Below are 18,174 nucleotides of genomic sequence, written 5' to 3' on the forward strand. Positions count from 1 at the left end.
GCTTTTACTAATTTTTCAGTCATTCTGAAAATATCTCTTTTAAACATATTTCTCTGTTCTATATTCAGCTAGAGGGCATATATCGACAAGGACTGTGACATGTTCGGGTTATCTAACAAGAATAACGTAACTCAAGACGCGTACAACTCACTTCAACAGCAACTTCAGGAAACCACCAATACCTTAGCTGCAATCAGTGATTCCTTTGCATCTATTGAATTTACACCATCAGGAGAAATCATCAGCGCCAACCAACATTTCCTTAATACCATGGGATACAGCCTAAATGACATTCAGGGCAAACATCACAGGATTTTTTGTACCGATGAAACCAAACAAAGTCAGGAGTACCAACAATTCTGGTATCAGCTAAGTCAGGGCAAGCAAATTAAGGGACTGTTCCAGCGTATGACTAAAAACGGGAAAGACATTTGGCTGGAAGCCAGTTATTGTCCGGTTTTCGACGATCAAGGGAGTGTTTATAAAGTCATTAAAATTGCTTCTGACACCTCAACAAGAGTCGCAGAGCACCATGAACTTGCCAGTCAGACACAGGCGGTTTCCCGCTCCATGGCGGTTATCGAATTTGATCTCAATGGTAATATATTGCACGCCAATGAAAACTTTTTAGCAACGGTCGGCTACACATTTGATGAAATCAAAGAAAAACATCATCGCCTGTTCGTCACCCCAAGCTATGCTCAAACCAGTGAATATCAAAACTTCTGGTACCAGCTCAATCAAGGGCAATTCATGGGCGGTAAGTTTGAACGGGTAAACAAAGCGGGCCAGACTCTGTGGCTGGAAGCCACCTACAACCCTATTTTTGATACCAATGGCAAACTGTATAAAGTCATAAAATTTGCCACAGATATTACACAGACAGTCATTCTCGGCCAGGAAAACAGTCAGTTGGCTTATGACTTGTCAGTTAAGACCCGTCAGTTATCCGCCGAGGGTAGTCATTCGGGTAATCAGGCTATCGAACAGATGGTACAAATGGTTGAGGCGTTAAATTCAACCTCAGATGTGATATCCCAGCTTGAGGAACAGTCAAAAACCATCACTAACATGGTGGACACCATTTCCGCCATTGCCGATCAAACCAATCTGCTGGCGCTCAATGCGGCCATTGAAGCAGCCAGAGCGGGCGATCAGGGACGAGGCTTTGCCGTTGTTGCCGACGAAGTTCGCCAGCTAGCTTCGCGCACCAATGAGTCGACCGTAAAAATTGATAATGTGGTTAAGCAAAACAGTCAATTCACGACCCAAGCCGTATCCTCAATGTCTGAAATTATTGCCCGCGCTGAAAGCAGTATGGAAAAAGTCAAAGAAGCCAGCACATCCATTCAAGACATTGAAGACAGTATTAACGATGTTGTTATGGCCGTGCAAAAAATGTCAGCAGCCAGTTAACTTCTGCCCTGCCGACAATCTGTCTCTTGAGCATCTTTCCATGCTCAAGAGGCAGATGTTCAAGAGGCAAATTCATAAGCGACAAGTGTTCAAGAGACATTCTCTCAGAAAGAAAAAGCCTGCCCCTGACAGCGCAACATATCAGTGAGCCAGGCGTTTCGGAAAATCAAAATACAGCAACTGACAATATTCCGGCCCGAACGCCTGCCATGTTTCTGCCTCAATTGCAAAAACCGCCAGGCCACAGGTCGGAACATTGTCGGTTTTTAATCCAAGACGGCCCACCAGTTCATTGATGGCGGGATTGTGGCAGACCACCATAAGCCGTTCAACCTCATCAGGCACCGACTGAATAATGCTGACCACCTCATGGGCAGAATCGGTATACAAGCCCACTGTGGTTGCCAGCTCAGTAGGATGCGGATGCAACGCCTGTTCAAAAAATTGCGCGGTCTGGAATGCCCGCTCAGCGGTACTGGATAGAATTCGCTGGGGCAGCGCCTGCCAGGCGGCGAACCGGGTTGCCATCTCAGCCGCGTTTTTCAGGCCGCGCTCATTCAGCGGGCGATCATGATCATCCAATTCCGGGTCATCCCAGGATGACTTGGCGTGACGAACAATATAAAGCAGTTTCATAGCCGCAAACTCCCCGTTAGTCTTTTGCTCCAGTGCTGTTTGTACTAATCCTAGCGCAAACAAAACGGCTTAACACCGGCTAGGCGAAAGCGCTTTACTGTGCTGATTTAACGGCCCTGGCCAGCTGATTCGCGGCTTTTTCCGGATCAGCCTGCTTACTGTGGAAAAAATCGGTCACTACGTCAAAAATTGCTGCCTGCACATAGCTGGTACTGGCAAGCCCCTGAGAAATACTGGGTACCAGAGTATTATTTTGCTGATTTAATTGAAAAGCAGCTGCAGAGGCCAGTGAACAACTGTCGAAACCTGTCATGTCCACATCGGTACGCACGGGGATGGAGCCTTTCGCTAAATTAAATTTTCGCTGAAAATCAGGTGTCAGAATGGTATGTGCCATCGTTTCCTGCGCCTGAATACTCAGGTCATCGCTATGCTTAAAAAAAGCAAAACTGTCGATGTTGTATGTAAAGAAGCCTTGGGTGCCCGGAGCTGGCACACACAGAATCTCCTTACCCAGAGTTTTCCCCAACGCAGAAAATTCCCCCTTCGCCCAGTCCCCCATGAACTGCATCGCGGCTTTCCCTTCCATCAGCATGGTACTGGCGTCGCTCCATTCCATGGCCTTGGTTTTCACATCAATGTATTGCCGCATTCGCTCGAACTGGCGGAAAACATCCACCATCTGCTCACCGGCCAGCAGGTCTGAATCTAAGTCAACAAAAGCACGGCGATAACCCTGAGGACCCAGTACCGCCAGCGCCACAGATTCGAACAAGGTCACCTCTTGCCAGGGATCGCTGCCCAAGGCTATGGGTACAATATTGGCCTGCTTCAGTTTGTCTGCCGCAACAAAAAACGACTCAAGCGAATCCGGCACAGTCGCACCGGCTTTCTCCAGCAAGTCCGGGTTAATCCATAACCAGTTAACACGGTGAATATTCACAGGAACGGCCACATAATGACCCTGATATTTCATGATCTGGCTGATAACCGGTGGCAATAGCTGATCCCAGCGCTGAACATTTGCCACCTCATCAAGACTGGTCAGAAAACCCAGCATGCCCCACTCTTGCAAGTCGTAACCTTTGAGCTGTGCCGCCGAAGGGGGATTCCCCGACACAGCACGGCTTTTCAGCACTGTCATGGCACTTTCACCGCCACCACCCGCAATAGCAAAATTCTTCCAGCCGATACTCTGCTGTTCAAGGCTATCCTGCAACACTTCCGCGGCTTTCATTTCACCTTTCGCTGTCCACCAGTGGAGTACTTCAACCTCTTGCTCAGGCTGCTGACCAGCATCAGATGCACTCATGACCGGCGCAGACAAGAATGCCGATACCGAAGCCGTGATTAACACCGCTGCCAGCGACAGTGTGCGATAGCGCCCCGCTGAAACACTCATGTTCATTTAGGTTCTCTTACTTTACGCCGTATCTGCTGTGAGTAGATGCGGCTATCATCAGTCCATCAGGCGAGGCAGGATCATCGTCACTTCCAGCCCCCCTTGCTCCATGTTGCGGATAGACATTTCACCGCCATGGGCATGTAAAATATTGCGCGTTATTCCCATGCCGAGGCCATGGCCTTCATCATCCTTCGCTAATCTGACATAAGGTTCATACACACTGTCCATTTTATCCTCTGGAATCCCCGGCCCCCTGTCCTGCACCCGAATAACCAGACTCTCTGCTGTGTCTTCGGTCAGTACCCAGACTTCCTGACCGTATTTCACCCCGTTATCAATGATGTTGCTTAAACAACGTTTAAGGGCCAGCGGCTTACCCGTAAGAGGCGCAATGTCTGCAACAGGCAAATGCACTGTAATACTGTTTCTGTTATGCCCTTCGGCAATACTGCGCATCACTTCTGCCACATCCACCTGGGCCAGATTTTCATGCAGATCGGTATCCCGTACTGTCTGCAGCGCCCCTTTGACCATCATTTCCAGCTCATCAAGATCTTTATTGAACTTGTCGATTTTGGTGTCATCTTCCAGTAGTTCCGCACGCAACCGAAGACGGGTGATCGGGGTTTTTAAATCATGGGAAATGGCGGAAAACAAATGTTCCCTGTCATCAATATAACGACGCAGGCGCTGCTGCATCCGGTTAAAGGCCCGGGTCGCGGTGACCAGCTCACTGGCACCTTCTTCCTTGAGCTGCGGCTGATAAATATCCATGCTCAAGGCATTAGCGGCATCCGCTAACTGCTTGAGCGGTTTCGTTTGGCGCCGGATCATTGTATAGGTGAAGAAAAGCAGCAAGGCGGTGATGAACAGCAGAAACAGCACTTGTTGCTTAGTAATGATCTCATCCTCCAGCGTGGAGTACGGCGCTGGTAACAAAGCGGCGATATACAGCCACTCGTTGTCCGCCAATTCCAGCTGCACCACCAGAATCGGCGGATTCAGCGGCTCCAGACTCAGCGTGTAATGCGCCCAGGAACGGGGTAAGTCACTCAGCAGAATGTCATTTTTCAGTACATGCAGGGTTTCGGGACGTGAAAACTCCACCCGGATAACGTCCAGGCGCGGCAGTTTGTCATGCAGCACTTCCTGTATTGCTTTAACTGCGGTGTTTTTCATACTGGAACCGGGGATAGGATCGATCCGTATTTCTTCTTCGTTGAATGAAACAAAAAAACGGGTGCCGCCCATGTTCCGAATCTGATCCAGAACGATATGCCGGTACTGTAAAGGCAGGGATTCAAAAAAAGTGACAGTGGAAGCAAACATGGTGGCCATACTGGTGGCCGCCGATTCCAGTCCGGCCAGATCCCGACGCTTAGACTGCCCGTACCATATCAGCGTCGCAATCATTTGTGCCAGAAACACAGCCAGCAAGGTAAACCACAAAGTGCGGGCCATCAGGGATTGAGGCCACCATTTTTTCCAGTTGATCATCTGCTGAGCTTTCCGGTCAGTTATCCGTTTCGTAAGTGACATCTGCATTAAACAGATAGCCGTTTCCCCGCACTGTTTTGATTAACCGCTGCTGACGCCCTTTGTCACCCAGACGCTGGCGTAACCGGCTCAGCTGGACATCTACTGCGCGCTCAGACGGTTGCGCATCACGCCCGCGTGTCGCAAAGAAAATCGTATCCCGGTCGAGCACTTCATTGGGACGACTGAGAAACAGTAAAAGCAGCGCGTAGTCACTGTTGGTCATTTCATAGGTGCGCTGAGTCTGCGTATCCTGCAGAGACTGAGCAGCCGTATCCAAACGCCAGTGATCGAATAAAAAGGCTTTTGGCAACGACGGGTTCACCGGCTGGTTCGATTCTGTTGGCTGCACTCTTCGCAGCAGCGCTTTAATTCGCGCCATTAACTGACGGGGGCTGAATGGCTTGGCAATATAGTCATCCGCGCCGAGCTCCAGCCCGACAATCTGATCCATCTCGTCTGATACGGCTGTGAGCATGATAATCGGGACGGCAGACGTTTTCCGGACATGCTGACACAAAGTGAAACCATCTTCACCGGGCAGCATAATATCCAGCAATATCAAATCCGGCTCACTGATGGTCAGTTCCCGTTTCATTGCCACACCGTCTTCTGCTGTTACAACACGGAAGCCCTGCTTGCCCAAATATTCGCCCAACAGTTCACGAATCTCCTGATCATCATCCACGACCAGTACTGACTTGTCCGCAACCATTCTGATTTCCTCATTGCGGCCATTTCCGGCATGGTAAACAGGTACTCATGACAGATAAAAGCAGCATCTTTGCACATATACGACTCAAAAATGTAAGATACCAGACTCCGGCCCAAAACGCTTGGGGTTCAATGTAACGCTAAAGTAACAGGCACCATGATTACCGGCTCATCACAGTATGTTGCACCCGTTGAGTATATCCCTTTACCCGAAATGGTTGAAAATTCATAAACTAACAGGCTACCCATACACATTTTGTGGATAAGGTTACATTTTTGTCTGGCCTGCCGTCATACTATAGAAACCGGTATCTTTATGGATATGTTCTGTTTTAATCCGTCGCCCAGGCCATGCAGGAAGACAGTCGCCATGACAGTGAAAAAATATAAAGGCTCAGCCGGTGGCTGGGGAGCGCTAGCAAGCACCACCCGTCACCTGGTGAAAAGTGAAAATATCACCCGAAACATACGGAATCTGCTGAAAACCAATCAGGATCAGGGGTTCGACTGTCCGGGCTGTGCCTGGGGCGAAACCGATGAACCGGGACATTTCCGCTTCTGCGAGAACGGCGCCAAAGCCGTGAACTGGGAGGCAACCCGCCGTCGGGTAACGCCGGATTTCTTTGCCCAGTACCCTGTCGGCTGGTTACAACAGCAAAGTGATTATTTTCTTGAATATCAAGGCCGCCTCAGCCATCCGGTTCGTTATAACTCACAAACGGATCATTATGAGTCCATCAGTTGGGACGAGGCTTTTTCACTGATTGCTGAGCACCTGCAAGGTCTGGACAGCCCGAATCAGGCCGAGTTCTACACCTCTGGCCGTGCCAGCAACGAAGCGGCTTTTTTGTATCAGCTTTTTGTCCGGGCGTTTGGCACCAACAACTTCCCGGATTGCTCCAACATGTGCCACGAGGCAAGCGGTGTCGCGCTCAAGCAGTCAATAGGGATTGGCAAAGGCACAGTGCGTATTGATGATTTCGAAAAAGCCGATGCCATTTTTGTGTTCGGACAAAATCCGGGCACCAATCACCCCCGCATGTTAGATACCTTACGTAAAGCCTCCAGACGCGGAGCCGCTATAGTCACTTTCAATACACTGAAAGAACGCGGTTTAGAGCGCTTTACCAACCCGCAGTCGCCGGCAGAAATGCTGACCGGCGGAGCAACAACGATCAGCAGTCATTACTTCACGCCAAAACTGGGTGGTGATATGGCGGTGATACGCGGCATGGTTAAAGCACTGATCGCTATGGATCACAGTTCAATTGAACAGGGCAAGGGCTCTATTTTTGACCACAGTTTCATTCAGGCCCACACTCAGGGCCTTGAAGCGTATCTGGCGGAAGTGGCAGCCACTGACTGGTCTCTTATCACAGAGCAATCTGGCCTGTCGCAACAAGATTTGGAATACGCAGCAAACCTGTACCGGCATTCTGAACGCGTGATCATCACCTGGGCGATGGGGATCACTCAGCACAAACACTCAGTGAATACGATACAGGAAATTGCCAATTTACAACTTCTTTTCGGGCAATTAGGTAAGCCCGGAGCCGGTCTTTGCCCGGTGCGCGGCCACAGTAATGTGCAGGGTGACCGTACCATGGGGATCAATGAGAAGCCCACCCCGGATTTTAATCAGAGGATAGAAACAACCTTTGGATTCACCCCACCGGCGGCGCACGGTCACAACACGGTGCAGGCCATCAAAGCCATGCTGACCGGCGAGAGCAAAATCTTTATCGGACTGGGTGGAAACTTTGCTTCGGCAACACCGGATACCCGGCTGACTCAGCAGGCATTAGCGAATTGCGATCTCACGGTCAACATCGCCACCAAGCTGAACCGCAGCCATTTGATCACAGGTAAAGACAGTTTGATCCTGCCGTGCTTTGGCCGCACCGATGTTGATCTGCAACAATCCGGCCCGCAGTCAGTGACAGTCGAAGACTCGTTCAGTATGGTGCATGCCTCAGGCGGTGTGGTTGAAAGTGACACAGGCGAAATGCGCTCAGAACCTGCCATAATTGCCGGTATCGCCAAAGCGACATTGGGCAATCATCCGGTCGACTGGGATTCGTTAATTGATAACTATGACAGAATTCGCGAACTTATCGCCAAAACTATCCCTGGCTTTACCGACATGAACCAGAAACTGAAACAGCCGGGCGGGTTTTATCTGGGCAACAGCGCGGCAGAGCGTATCTGGCATACCGATTCTCAACAAGCCACCTTCATCGCGCATCCGCTGCCAACTCACCTGCTGCCAGCCAATCTGCGTGCACTCAGCGACGATCCTGTTTTTGTGCTGCAGACTGTCCGTTCACACGATCAGTACAACACCACAATTTACGGTTTTGAAGACAGATACCGCGGGATCTCTGGCGAGCGCAAAGTCTTGATGATCAACCCGGCTGATATCGACGCTCTCGGCATGGCGCCGGGTGACCGGGTCGATGTGACATCACTGTCAGCCGATGGCGTAAAACGCACTGTTTATGGTTTTAAGCTGGTAAGTTATGACATTCCCGCTGGCAATATTGCCGCCTATTTCCCGGAAACGAATCCCTTGGTGGCATTAGACAGCGTCGGTGACCTGAGTGATACCCCGATATCCAAGGCTATCCCCATTGTTCTCGCACCCAGCCAACTCAGTGAAGAGCGCATAGACTTATCACCCTACTGATCAGCAGTACCGGCAATTACGTAACAGAGGCAAAGTACAGGATAAGAGCTCAATGAACCGGGCGCATAACGACGGCCCGGTCTTTTACTTAATGTGTCAGGGGGAACTGAACACGTTCGTTATTGCAGGTTACAATAAGCCGACTGACAATGTGCATGCGGCTGCAGGGCGCTGTATGTCGTCTTATCCCATTTATAAATGGTTTCGTAATCGGTGCTTTCCAGTGGCGGGATATAACCCAGATCATACTGGCTGAGATAAAATTCCTTAAACGCATCAATTTTATGTTGCTTATCAATCCAGAACGTCATTGGCGTGATTGAGTTTGCCGGCAAACGTGCCTGAATGCCATTTACTTCGTCCATTGCATTATCTGGATTCGAACCTGTATATGGCTGATCTTCACCAAAATAAATCTGACACTTCGCCTCTGCCCCCAGGTCATGCGCCGCTTTCATTACCGCTTCACGTACGATGAAATGATCGATATGGCTACCATTCGCCAGCAGCACAAAGGCGGCGCAGTTATCCTGCTTAAGAATAGGGGTGACATCTGCGGCAATGCGCTCATAAATGCCGATTTCATCCTGACGAAAATCAGTAAAAGTACCTGCTGGGCCGCCACCTGCAGTCGGAGAGCCTTCATATTTACGCAATGGCGCATCATAAAAACCGGCGGTTTTATAGCGGAAGTGATCCCACTGAGTAAACATCTTCATGTGCGCTTCAAAGTCTTCTTTGTAACGCATGGTAGAAACATCGAACACGCGCTTGTTTGTCAGTTCGTTTAAATGGTTGGTCGTATAGTTGGAAAGTGAAAAATATACCTCGGTGACATTTGTTTTTTGTGCCAGCGTACCTTCTTTAGACAATTTATTTATCAAGCCTCCAAAGGTAAGCAAAATATCATCCGGATGCGGGCTGAGAAAATACAGGTTGTGCTGATTGACATCCAGTGGCGCAGCCTGAACAGCCGGGGCCATGCAGCTTGCTGTCGCCAGTAATCCAGCCACTAATGAGTTGGTATTGAAACGCATTTTCTATTCCTTTTCTTCAACGAACAAAAATAAAAAGGGCGGGGTAAACCGCCCAGACTTGTATCAGTTTGAAGCAACGAGAACGGCATTAATCTCAGTTTTGATGTTGTCTGACTGGGTACCAAAGATAGCCTGCAGGTTATCTCCTACCACCAGCACTTCACGTGCCCCCAGCTGTTTGATTTTCGGAATGTCAGCGCCATTAATATCGCGAAGACTGACACGCAGACGGGTAATACATGCGTCTACATTTTTGATGTTATCCTTTCCGCCGAGCGCCTGAACCAGAGTTTGTGCCAGCTCATTACCGATTTCAGACAAGTTGCTGACTTCAGACTCTTCACTTTCCCGGCCAGGAGTCATGAGATTGAGCTTGGCGATCAGTACACGGAAAATGGTGTAGTACATCAGCGCCCAAACAGGGCCGATGAGAATAAACAGCCACGCATTCTGCGAGAGTGGATAGTAGATAAGGAAGTCAATCGCACCATGAGCAAAAGTCACACTGTGGTGAATATCCAGGCTGGTCACCAGCGCAAAACCCAGGCCGGTAAGAATACAGTGAATAACGTACAGTACAGGCGCCGCGAACAGGAAGGCGAATTCCATAGGCTCTGTGATACCCGTTAACCAGGAAGTCAATGCTGCTGATGCCATGATACCGCCAACCAGCGCGCGTTTTTCAGGTCTTGCGGAGTGGTAAATCGCCAGACCAACAGCAGGCAGTGCCCACATGGAATACAGGTAACCTCCTGCAAGATTGCCCGCGGTAGGATCGCCAGCCAGATAGCGCTGAATCTCACCTTTAATCACTTTGCCGGTTTCAGGATCGATATACTCACCCACTTCAAAGAAGAAAGGCACATTCCAGATATGGTGTAGTCCGAATGGGATCAGTGAACGCTCCACCAAACCATAAAGACCAAATGCCGTGGTCGGGCTCTGGTATGCCGCCCAGTGCGAAAAACTGTCAATTGCGTTACCGATTGGCGGCCAGACATAACTCAGGAAAATACCCAGAAATATGGCTGTGATACCGGTGATAATGGGAACAGAACGTTTGCCGGCAAAAAAACCAAGGTACTCAGGAAGCCTGATATTATGAAAACGATTAAACAGATATGCAGCAACGGCACCTATCATGATACCGCCAAAAACCCCGGTATTCAGGCTTGGAATCCCTATGATGGTTGCCGGTTCGATGCCGTGAAGTTTTGCCATCACGCCCATTGTTGCTGTCATGATAGCGAAGCCCACAGTCGCAGCCAGCCCGGCGGCCCCGTCATTATCTGACAGGCCCAGCGCCACACCAATCGCAAATATCAGTGCCAGATTGCTGAACACTGCATCGCCCGACATCGCCATGATCTCTGACACCAGGCCCGGCATCCAGGAGAAGTTAGCTGAACCTATCCCCAGCAATAAACCGGCAACAGGCAGGACAGCAACAGGCAGCATTAGCGACCTGCCTATCCGTTGTAATAACCCAAAGGTGCTACTAATCATTTCTCGATCCTTCTTGATGTATAGTTGGGGGTACACATATAAGGTAATGAAAAGCAGCGTGCTGAAGGTTACAAAAGCCTATGAGTTTGTAAGTAGCCTGTTACATACGCACATTGCACCGTGCGTGAATTTTGCGCTATACCTGTAGCCTTCCCATAAGAAATGATGTATCAGATAGATTATTGAAAGTAGGCAACTTGGTAAGGTATGAAAAACCTCAGGGAAATGAAAACCATACTCGTCGTCGACGATAATCAGGAACTCCGTGATGCACTCACAGAATATCTTGGGCGATCTGAATTCCATGTATTGACCGCCAGTGACGGTGAAGAAATGTGGGATCATTTCCATCGTGCCGAACCTAACCTGATCATCCTCGATATCATGATGCCCGGCGATGATGGGCTCACCTTATGCCGGCAAATCCGCCAGCGATCGAATGTGCCTATCATTATGCTCACAGCGGTGACCGACGAAATTGATCGTATTGCGGGTCTTGAAATCGGTGCTGATGATTACATCACCAAAACCTTTAGCCCGAGGGAACTACTCGCGCGTATTAAAGCCTTATTGCGACGTACTCAACCCGCACAGGGCGAAACAGTGGCACACCAGTTGCAGTTTTCAGGCTGGACTTGCGATCTGATTAAGCGGCGGTTAATCAGCCCGGATGGCGAAGTGGTTCCTCTCTCTGGGGCAGATTTCAACCTGATAAGCCTGATGCTGGAGAAACCCCATCAGTTGCTGAGCCGGGACGACATCGCTCGTTGTATCTGGGGCCGGGATGCTGACCCGTTTGAACGTGGTATTGATGTACAAATCAGCCGCCTGAGAAAACACCTTCACGACGAAGAGCGCTCGCTGATTCTGACGGTCAGAAACAAAGGCTATATGCTGGCAAGCGATGTCCATACTGTATGAATACGCCGTCATTTCTGAAGCTGACAACCCTGCAATCGCTCTGTTCATCCATTACTTTTCGGATTGGAGCGACCTTGCTCATCATCATTATGATTGCTGAGTTGATTGCCGGACTTATCTGGTACCAGTCCAGCGCCAAAAAGGAAGTTGAAAACCTGCATAAAACGATCGTCAGCCTGATGTCGAATGCGGCCGATACTTACAACTATTTTCATGCGCTGCCGGTCAATTATCGCTACCTTATTCTGAACCAGATCCGTGAAATGGGCGGGACCCGTTTCTTCATCTCAATCAATCAGCACCAATTATCTGTTGTTCCTCCCGCCAATAATGCACGCACTGACATTCTGCTGTCTGCTGCGCATGACGTGCTGAACAAAAAAATCTCCCATGCTAAACAGGTCACTATTTCCCTCAGTCGCCGACAGGATCTGCGCGTTTTTAACTCAGGCATCAAACTCGATGCCCTGCCGGAAATATGGGCGGGGTACAGTCTGGCACTGGGCGATATGGATTTACCTATTGTCGTCATGCAAATCCAGATGTCGGAACAGGAATGGTTCTATCTGGCTGCCACTTTACCCGTTCCTTTCTCTGCATTGTCCCCGCAGTTTATTGATCAAAAACAGCTGATGTTCCTGGGTATTTCCTCTCTGTTACTGGTGCTTTGCACTGTCTGGTTACTGCGCCTGGAAATTCGCCCTATTCGCCGGTTGGCGAAAGCAGCGACTCTGATGAGCGGGCAGCTCTATGTACAGGAAGTCAAAGAAGAAGGCAGTAAAGAAACCCGGGCTGCTGTTCGCGCATTCAACAAAATGAACCGGCGGGTCCGCGCCTATATCCGGGACAGAGAAATGCTGTTTGGCGCCATTTCCCACGATCTGAAAACACCCTTGGCTTGTCTGAAGTTACGCACCGAAATGCTCGATGATGAACAAGCAAAAGCCAGATTCGAAAAAATACTGGATGAGTTTGATCTGATGTTAAAAGGTGCCTTGCAATGTATTCGGGACACAGACATTCACGAAGAGCCTGAGTGGATCGATGTTACCCAGATGGTTGAACAATGTGCCAGTTACTACAACCGGAACACCCCCAAGGTTCAATTAAGTCTCGCAGAGCCGGTTCATTACCTGGGCAAACCTCTGGCCGTAAAACGTTGTCTGTATAACATAGTGGACAATGGCGTGAAGTACGGAGAAAAAGTCGATATCGAACTGATATCAACGACCGACAGTATTCTACTCACGTTCAGAGATTACGGCCCGGGTCTGGATAAAAAATGGACAGAAAAAGTGTTCGAACCTTATTTCCGTGTTAATCCGCAAGATGAGTTGGGTTCCGGTCTTGGGCTCACCATATCCCGCAGTATTGCTCGCAGCCACGGCGGCGATCTCACCCTGCAAAACCACCCTGTTCAGGGACTGATTGTTCACATTCAATTGATGAGAGATGAATGAAGTTTTTCTTTTTCATTAGCCTGCTGGTGCTCACTGTATCCGGTGCTCAATCACAGGCAAAAGCCCAGGCATCGCCAGGTACCACCTATCAGGAAGTGGAATTTCTGCACTGGTGGACAGCCAAAGGTGAAGTTGCCGCTTTCAATCTGGCGACAAAGGCACTGCAAGATGCCGGCGTGTCTATTCTTGATCTGCCCGTACAAGGCGGGGGCGGCGACACGGCAATGTCTATCCTTCAGGCCCGTGCGATTGCAGGCACCCCACCCGATATCGTGCAATTGGAAGGTCCGTCGATTAAATCCTGGGCCGCTTTGGGATTTCTCCATAAACTGGATCAGGTGGCTGTTGAGCAAGACTGGCACAAAAACCTGCTTCCTATTGCACAAGACACTAACCAGTATCAGGGACACTATGTGGCAATTCCCATCACAGTCCACCGGCTGAACTGGATGTGGATTAATCGCAAAGTCTTGCGCCAATACGGTTTAGCCGTCCCCACCAGCTGGGATGCATTGATTGATGTATTCAGCCGTTTGAAACAAAACGGCGTAGAGCCACTGGCACTTGGTAAAGACCAGTGGCAGGTTGCACTGCTGTTTGAGAACCTCGCCTTTGGCTATGGCGGAGCGGATTACTACCGACGCGCCTTTATCAAGATGGAGCCGCAGGCACTCAACAGCCAAACCACCTACGACATCCTTGAGCGTTTCCGCGCTATCAGCCAGTTGGTCAAACCTGGCATGTCTCACATGCGATGGGATGAGGGGACACAATTACTCATAGAAGGCGAGCGGGCGTTCCAGATCTCAGGAGACTGGGTTCTGGGTGATTTGCTGGCCAATAACATCGCTGTTCCTTCCGCCATTGGCTGCTACCCGACCCCTGCAAAACAGACAGGCTTTATTTATAACATGGACAGCTTCGCACTGTTCGACAGCCCGCGCACCAATACTGACACGGCTCAAATCGTCAGTAAGACCCTGTCTTCACCGGACTTTCAGAAATCCTTTAATGCTCTGAAAGGTGCCATTCCAGCCAGAAACGATATCAGCCTGAAGGGATACAACAGTTGCTCAGTCAATGCCAAAGCCGACATGGAGAAAGCGTCAAAATCTGGTCAGTTAATCCCCAGCATCGTAGATTCTATGGCCGTCAGCCCAATAGCGCAGCGTGCCACATCCAGCGAAATTTTTCGCTTCTTTAATGACGAGACCATGGCACCAGAAGATTTCATTCTTCACCTGCAGAATATTCCACGTGGTGAGTAGAAACACCCAAAGCCTTTATTCTTCATTTTCCCATTTAGTAAAGGAAAACCAGCAAGAAGCTTCAGATAACAGCATAAGAATTGGTCTGCACAATTCACGTCGATAAAGCTTATCGTTGCATGTGTCTATAGAGTCATATATATTTAGTTAATCTAAATGATAATTATTATTAAGCGCATACGGACATGTCAATTCAGCCTATTCATAACCTTATCGTCAAGGACACGACGGCCGGAGTCACACAGGTCACACCCGGCTTACATGAGAGGTGTGCTTTTAACCCATTAGGGTGGTACGACATAACATTTCCAGACAATAAAGGCGAGAGTCACTTCCGCTGCTTCCGTCTGGCAGAAGATGTCTGCTTCACCAAAAGCACCTATCAAAGCGATGAACCGCTCTTATCAAAAATTGATTATCACAGTGACACCACGTTGATGGTATTTGGTTTAAAAGGTAAAAGTCAGCTCGGTTTTCATCCTTCAAAACTTCACACTATCAATGTCGGGGACATCTGGCTTTTCAACCTGACAGGCAACACGTTTTACCGTTACAGCAGTGCTGGCGCTCCGCACGAAATGGCTGTACTGAAAATTCCGACTCAACGCCTTAAAAAAGCATTTTGCGAAAAAGATGAAATCTTTAGCGCCATTTTTACCATGCCCAGCGCACAAGTTGCTGTACAGCAAAAAAACCAGGAATGGATCGCCCCTCTGATCAGCAATCCGCTTCACAATCCTTTTGATCGCATTAAAGCAGAAGGAAGCGCGCTTGAATTATTGGCTCATTGGCTAGTGCCTCTGGCACAGTCTGTCCAGCCATCGGAAGCTCCCCCCAATCCTGTGCACAATAAACCGATTGAGCGCGCGCGTCATATTTTGGTATCCGCTTTAGCAAATCCCCCGACTTTGTACGAGCTGGCGAAAGAAGTCGGTATGAGCCATACCCGTTTAAACCGGGATTTCAAGAAAACGTACGGTAAAACAGTTTTCTGCTGGCTGCGAAGCTACCGTTTGGATCTGGCAAAAACCTACCTGAAGGACCCATCACAAAGCATTACGGATATTGCCCATCTGTGCGGTTTCAGTAGTGCCAGCCACTTTACCCATGCATTCCGAAATCATGAAGGGTTCACCCCTGTTTGTTACCGTTCTCATCAACTACAGAAAGCCTCTCAAAATGAAAAATAATCCGCCGAACCCTATCCGCGCGCTCCTTCCTCTGATGGCAATACTCATCGGTAATGCCGTCGCTCATAGCCTGTTCATGATCAGCTTTCCGATTGCCGGGAGAGTGCTGGGAATGAGTGATATACAAACTGGTGCTGTTCTCTCCCTATCCGCCTTTACTATGCTTCTGGTCGCCCCCTGGTGGGGACGATACAGTGATAGCGTCGGATGCCAGCCGGCTATTCGCTCCGGTATCATATCGACAGCTTTGTTCCTGATTATGGGTGCGGCTCTGTTTACCCTGCAATCCTCATTAATCTTGTCTGCAACCGCCCTTTTTCTCAGTTTTCTGGCAATTCGTATTTTTCAATCCATTGCGGTTGCAGGGATGATGCCAAGTATTCAGGCGCATATTGCCAATGTTACCCCAGAACAAAAACGTGTATCCGGCATGGGACTGATGGGAGCCACATTCGGTATTGGCAGCTTAATTGGCGGCAGTACAGCCATGCTGACCGGCGTCGCGTACTTTCCTCACTCAATGCTAATCATAGCGGTGCTGATGTTACTGACATACTGGCTGTATCTTCCCCGTATTAACGGCACATTGGTCAGGCAAACCGTTCGTGAGAAATCTGCCCCCGTTCAGAAACTGCCTCTGAAAACAATCGCGCCTTATGTGCTGATTACGTTTGTCGTGATTTTTATCTACGGCCTGATACAGCAAACCACAGGTTTACGATTACAGGATCAGTTCAGTTATACCGCTCAGCAAGCGCTCAAAGGCAGTGGTGCTATGCTCACGATGGCAATGGGCTGTATGGCATTAAGCCAGGTGCTGCTGTCCTGTTTAACGATTAGCCGGCCAGTGAATATTCTTTTCGGAGGGGTGGTGCTAGGCTGTATCGGCTTAGCCGCGCTTATCCGGGCGGATACCTATTTAGCAATGATGATTTCAATGGCAATGACAGGCCTCGCCATGGGGTTAGTCCTGCCTGCTAACCTCGCGCTGTTGAGCCAAAAAGCAGGCATAAACCACCAGGCTTATGCCGCTTCAATCAATATTATTGGTAAAGGGATAGGGCTGGCGGCCGGACCATTGGCAGGGGCAGCAATGTACCAGGCTGATGCGCTCTTCCCTGTGTGGGCCTCACTGCTGTTATTCGCTGTGTTGCCGCTGTTTCTGTTGCATCAGCGCCAACACGCTATCGCAGAGGGTTAAACGTCACAGAGCGGTAAAACCCCATTTTTGAGCAGAGAACCTGAAATGATATTACGGTGAATTTCAGACGTACCGTCAATAATGCGGAACAAACGGGCGTCACGGTAAAAGCTTTCAATAGTGCCACCATCATGGCAACCTGACGCCCCAAACAGCTGCACCGCATCATCGGCTAATCGCCCCAAAAGTTCAGAGACATACACTTTCAGCATAGAGATCTCTTCCCGGCAAGCCTCTCCGGCATCCATTCGCTTCGCTGTTTCCCACAACAGTGCTCGGGACAGGCGGATTCCTGTGGCCCCATCTGCCAACTTTGACTGCACAGTTCCAAACATGGAGAGTGACTGACCAAACTGCTGCCTTTGCTTAGCGTGCTCTGTCATTTCGTGCAGCAACCTGACACACTTGCCTAACCCTCTGGCGGCCACTTTTGCCAGCCTCGCTTTGCCCAAAGTACTGCAGAGCAGTTGAAAGCCTTGATTCTCTTCACCTAATAACGCATCGTTAGCGAGCTCTATTTGATCAAAAATCAGTTCTCTGTGACTGGTGCCATCAAAACCTATCATGTTAAAGCGCTGCCCTAGTGAGAACCCTGCTGCCTGCTTATCAACCAGAAAGAGTGATATTCCCTTCACTCCACGCTCAGGTGCCGTTTTCGCAGCAACAATAAAGTAGTCGGCATAGTCGGCATCACTGATATACAGTTTGCTTCCTTTCAAAAGCCATCCACTGTCGGTTCTGACCGCTTGCGTTTTCATCGCTGCCACATCGGAGCCTGCATCTGGTTCAGATACGGCTAAAGCCGCCCAACGTTTCCCCGCCACCGACGGTTGCAGATACTGCTCCCGTTGACACGCGCTCGCCAAGGTCAAGCAATCATAAACGTTGCCAGTAGCACGACGGACCAAAATATCTTTGGTCACACCTAATTGCTCTTGTACCAGTACATTTTCAAACAGACTCAGTCCTCTGCCACCCAGCCCGGTGGCAATATTCGTGGCAAAAAAACCAGCCTCTATACCTTTTTGAGTGAGCCGTTTCGCATCATCGTCGGTCAGAGTGGCAAACTTAGTGATCTTGGATTCAAAGGGCAGCAATTGCTCATGAGCGAACAGACGCGCACGTTCCACCAAAACTGTCTGGCTTTCTGTCAAAATTGTCATCAATCGGTTCCTTCCTTTAAATACACGGTTTACCC

14 protein-coding genes are annotated in these 18,174 nt (G+C 49.5%); 7 read left to right on the forward strand and 7 right to left on the reverse strand.

From position 1 onward, the window contains the following. Positions 1-99 precede the first annotated feature (99 nt). A complete protein-coding gene (locus L6J37_RS19600) occupies positions 100-1,416 on the forward strand; it encodes a methyl-accepting chemotaxis protein (protein WP_237796292.1) in 1,317 nt (438 codons plus the stop codon). 141 nt (positions 1,417-1,557) lie between these two features. Here the strand turns inward: L6J37_RS19600 and L6J37_RS19605 are convergent, their stop codons facing one another. From L6J37_RS19605 to L6J37_RS19620, 4 genes are all read right to left on the reverse strand, one after another. Beyond that, positions 1,558-2,052 (reverse strand): SixA phosphatase family protein, encoded by a 495-nt coding sequence (locus tag L6J37_RS19605; RefSeq protein ID WP_237796294.1) that lies wholly within the window; start codon positions 2,050-2,052, stop codon positions 1,558-1,560. A 94-nt stretch (positions 2,053-2,146) separates the two neighbouring features. Further along, complete coding sequence (locus tag L6J37_RS19610; RefSeq protein ID WP_237796323.1) at positions 2,147-3,364, reverse strand: ABC transporter substrate-binding protein; 1,218 nt, start codon at positions 3,362-3,364, stop codon at positions 2,147-2,149. A gap of 147 nt (positions 3,365-3,511) precedes the next feature. Beyond that, on the reverse strand, positions 3,512-4,954 hold the full coding sequence (locus tag L6J37_RS19615) for an ATP-binding protein (RefSeq protein WP_192016421.1): 1,443 nt from the start codon (positions 4,952-4,954) through the stop codon (positions 3,512-3,514). A gap of 16 nt (positions 4,955-4,970) precedes the next feature. Next, a complete protein-coding gene (locus L6J37_RS19620; protein ID WP_192016420.1) occupies positions 4,971-5,708 on the reverse strand; it encodes a response regulator in 738 nt (245 codons plus the stop codon). A 369-nt stretch (positions 5,709-6,077) separates the two neighbouring features. Here L6J37_RS19620 and L6J37_RS19625 point away from each other — a divergent pair, with 369 nt between their 5' ends. Continuing rightward, positions 6,078-8,393 carry an FdhF/YdeP family oxidoreductase gene (locus L6J37_RS19625; protein ID WP_237796296.1) on the forward strand — a complete coding sequence of 772 codons (2,316 nt, stop codon included), beginning with the start codon at positions 6,078-6,080 and terminating at the stop codon, positions 8,391-8,393. 119 nt (positions 8,394-8,512) lie between these two features. Here L6J37_RS19625 and L6J37_RS19630 read toward each other — a convergent pair whose 3' ends face one another. Continuing rightward, the gene (locus tag L6J37_RS19630) at positions 8,513-9,430 is read right to left on the reverse strand and encodes a PIG-L family deacetylase (protein ID WP_237796298.1); all 918 of its coding nucleotides are present in this window, start codon (positions 9,428-9,430) and stop codon (positions 8,513-8,515) included. 63 nt (positions 9,431-9,493) lie between these two features. Further along, positions 9,494-10,936: a glucose-specific PTS transporter subunit IIBC gene (gene ptsG, locus L6J37_RS19635; RefSeq protein ID WP_237796300.1), complete on the reverse strand. Its 1,443-nt coding sequence runs from the start codon at positions 10,934-10,936 to the stop codon at positions 9,494-9,496. 207 nt (positions 10,937-11,143) lie between these two features. On the opposite strand from ptsG, the gene L6J37_RS19640 reads away from it, so the two are divergent. From L6J37_RS19640 to L6J37_RS19660, 5 genes are all read left to right on the forward strand, one after another. Then, positions 11,144-11,857: a response regulator transcription factor gene (locus L6J37_RS19640; RefSeq protein ID WP_192016416.1), complete on the forward strand. Its 714-nt coding sequence runs from the start codon at positions 11,144-11,146 to the stop codon at positions 11,855-11,857. Beyond that, the gene (locus L6J37_RS19645; RefSeq protein ID WP_192016415.1) at positions 11,854-13,317 is read left to right on the forward strand and encodes an ATP-binding protein; all 1,464 of its coding nucleotides are present in this window, start codon (positions 11,854-11,856) and stop codon (positions 13,315-13,317) included. The genes L6J37_RS19640 and L6J37_RS19645 overlap by 4 nt, the downstream gene beginning before the upstream one ends. Then, a complete protein-coding gene (locus L6J37_RS19650) occupies positions 13,314-14,585 on the forward strand; it encodes an ABC transporter substrate-binding protein (protein ID WP_237796301.1) in 1,272 nt (423 codons plus the stop codon). Before L6J37_RS19645 ends, L6J37_RS19650 begins: the two co-directional genes overlap by 4 nt. A 185-nt stretch (positions 14,586-14,770) precedes the next feature. After that, on the forward strand, positions 14,771-15,775 hold the full coding sequence (locus L6J37_RS19655) for a helix-turn-helix domain-containing protein (RefSeq protein ID WP_192016413.1): 1,005 nt from the start codon (positions 14,771-14,773) through the stop codon (positions 15,773-15,775). Next, complete coding sequence (locus tag L6J37_RS19660) at positions 15,765-16,976, forward strand: MFS transporter (protein ID WP_237796302.1); 1,212 nt, start codon at positions 15,765-15,767, stop codon at positions 16,974-16,976. The genes L6J37_RS19655 and L6J37_RS19660 overlap by 11 nt, the downstream gene beginning before the upstream one ends. Here L6J37_RS19660 and L6J37_RS19665 read toward each other — a convergent pair. Beyond that, on the reverse strand, positions 16,973-18,139 hold the full coding sequence (locus L6J37_RS19665) for an acyl-CoA dehydrogenase family protein (RefSeq protein WP_192016411.1): 1,167 nt from the start codon (positions 18,137-18,139) through the stop codon (positions 16,973-16,975). The two genes, L6J37_RS19660 and L6J37_RS19665, sit on opposite strands and share 4 nt — an antisense overlap. Positions 18,140-18,174 lie beyond the last annotated feature (35 nt).

It is taken from the genome of Photobacterium sp. WH77, assembly GCF_022014395.1.
Lineage (GTDB): Bacteria > Pseudomonadota > Gammaproteobacteria > Enterobacterales > Vibrionaceae > Photobacterium > Photobacterium arenosum.

Coding starts and splice junctions, on each gene's coding strand:
- L6J37_RS19600 (WP_237796292.1), top strand. CDS start 100: ATGTTCGGGTTATCTAACAAGAATAACGTAACTCAAGACGCGTACAAC.
- L6J37_RS19605 (WP_237796294.1), bottom strand. CDS start 2,052: ATGAAACTGCTTTATATTGTTCGTCACGCCAAGTCATCCTGGGATGAC.
- L6J37_RS19610 (WP_237796323.1), bottom strand. CDS start 3,364: ATGAGTGCATCTGATGCTGGTCAGCAGCCTGAGCAAGAGGTTGAAGTA.
- L6J37_RS19615 (WP_192016421.1), bottom strand. CDS start 4,954: ATGATCAACTGGAAAAAATGGTGGCCTCAATCCCTGATGGCCCGCACT.
- L6J37_RS19620 (WP_192016420.1), bottom strand. CDS start 5,708: ATGGTTGCGGACAAGTCAGTACTGGTCGTGGATGATGATCAGGAGATT.
- L6J37_RS19625 (WP_237796296.1), top strand. CDS start 6,078: ATGACAGTGAAAAAATATAAAGGCTCAGCCGGTGGCTGGGGAGCGCTA.
- L6J37_RS19630 (WP_237796298.1), bottom strand. CDS start 9,430: ATGCGTTTCAATACCAACTCATTAGTGGCTGGATTACTGGCGACAGCA.
- ptsG (WP_237796300.1), bottom strand. CDS start 10,936: ATGATTAGTAGCACCTTTGGGTTATTACAACGGATAGGCAGGTCGCTA.
- L6J37_RS19640 (WP_192016416.1), top strand. CDS start 11,144: ATGAAAAACCTCAGGGAAATGAAAACCATACTCGTCGTCGACGATAAT.
- L6J37_RS19645 (WP_192016415.1), top strand. CDS start 11,854: ATGAATACGCCGTCATTTCTGAAGCTGACAACCCTGCAATCGCTCTGT.
- L6J37_RS19650 (WP_237796301.1), top strand. CDS start 13,314: ATGAAGTTTTTCTTTTTCATTAGCCTGCTGGTGCTCACTGTATCCGGT.
- L6J37_RS19655 (WP_192016413.1), top strand. CDS start 14,771: ATGTCAATTCAGCCTATTCATAACCTTATCGTCAAGGACACGACGGCC.
- L6J37_RS19660 (WP_237796302.1), top strand. CDS start 15,765: ATGAAAAATAATCCGCCGAACCCTATCCGCGCGCTCCTTCCTCTGATG.
- L6J37_RS19665 (WP_192016411.1), bottom strand. CDS start 18,139: ATGACAATTTTGACAGAAAGCCAGACAGTTTTGGTGGAACGTGCGCGT.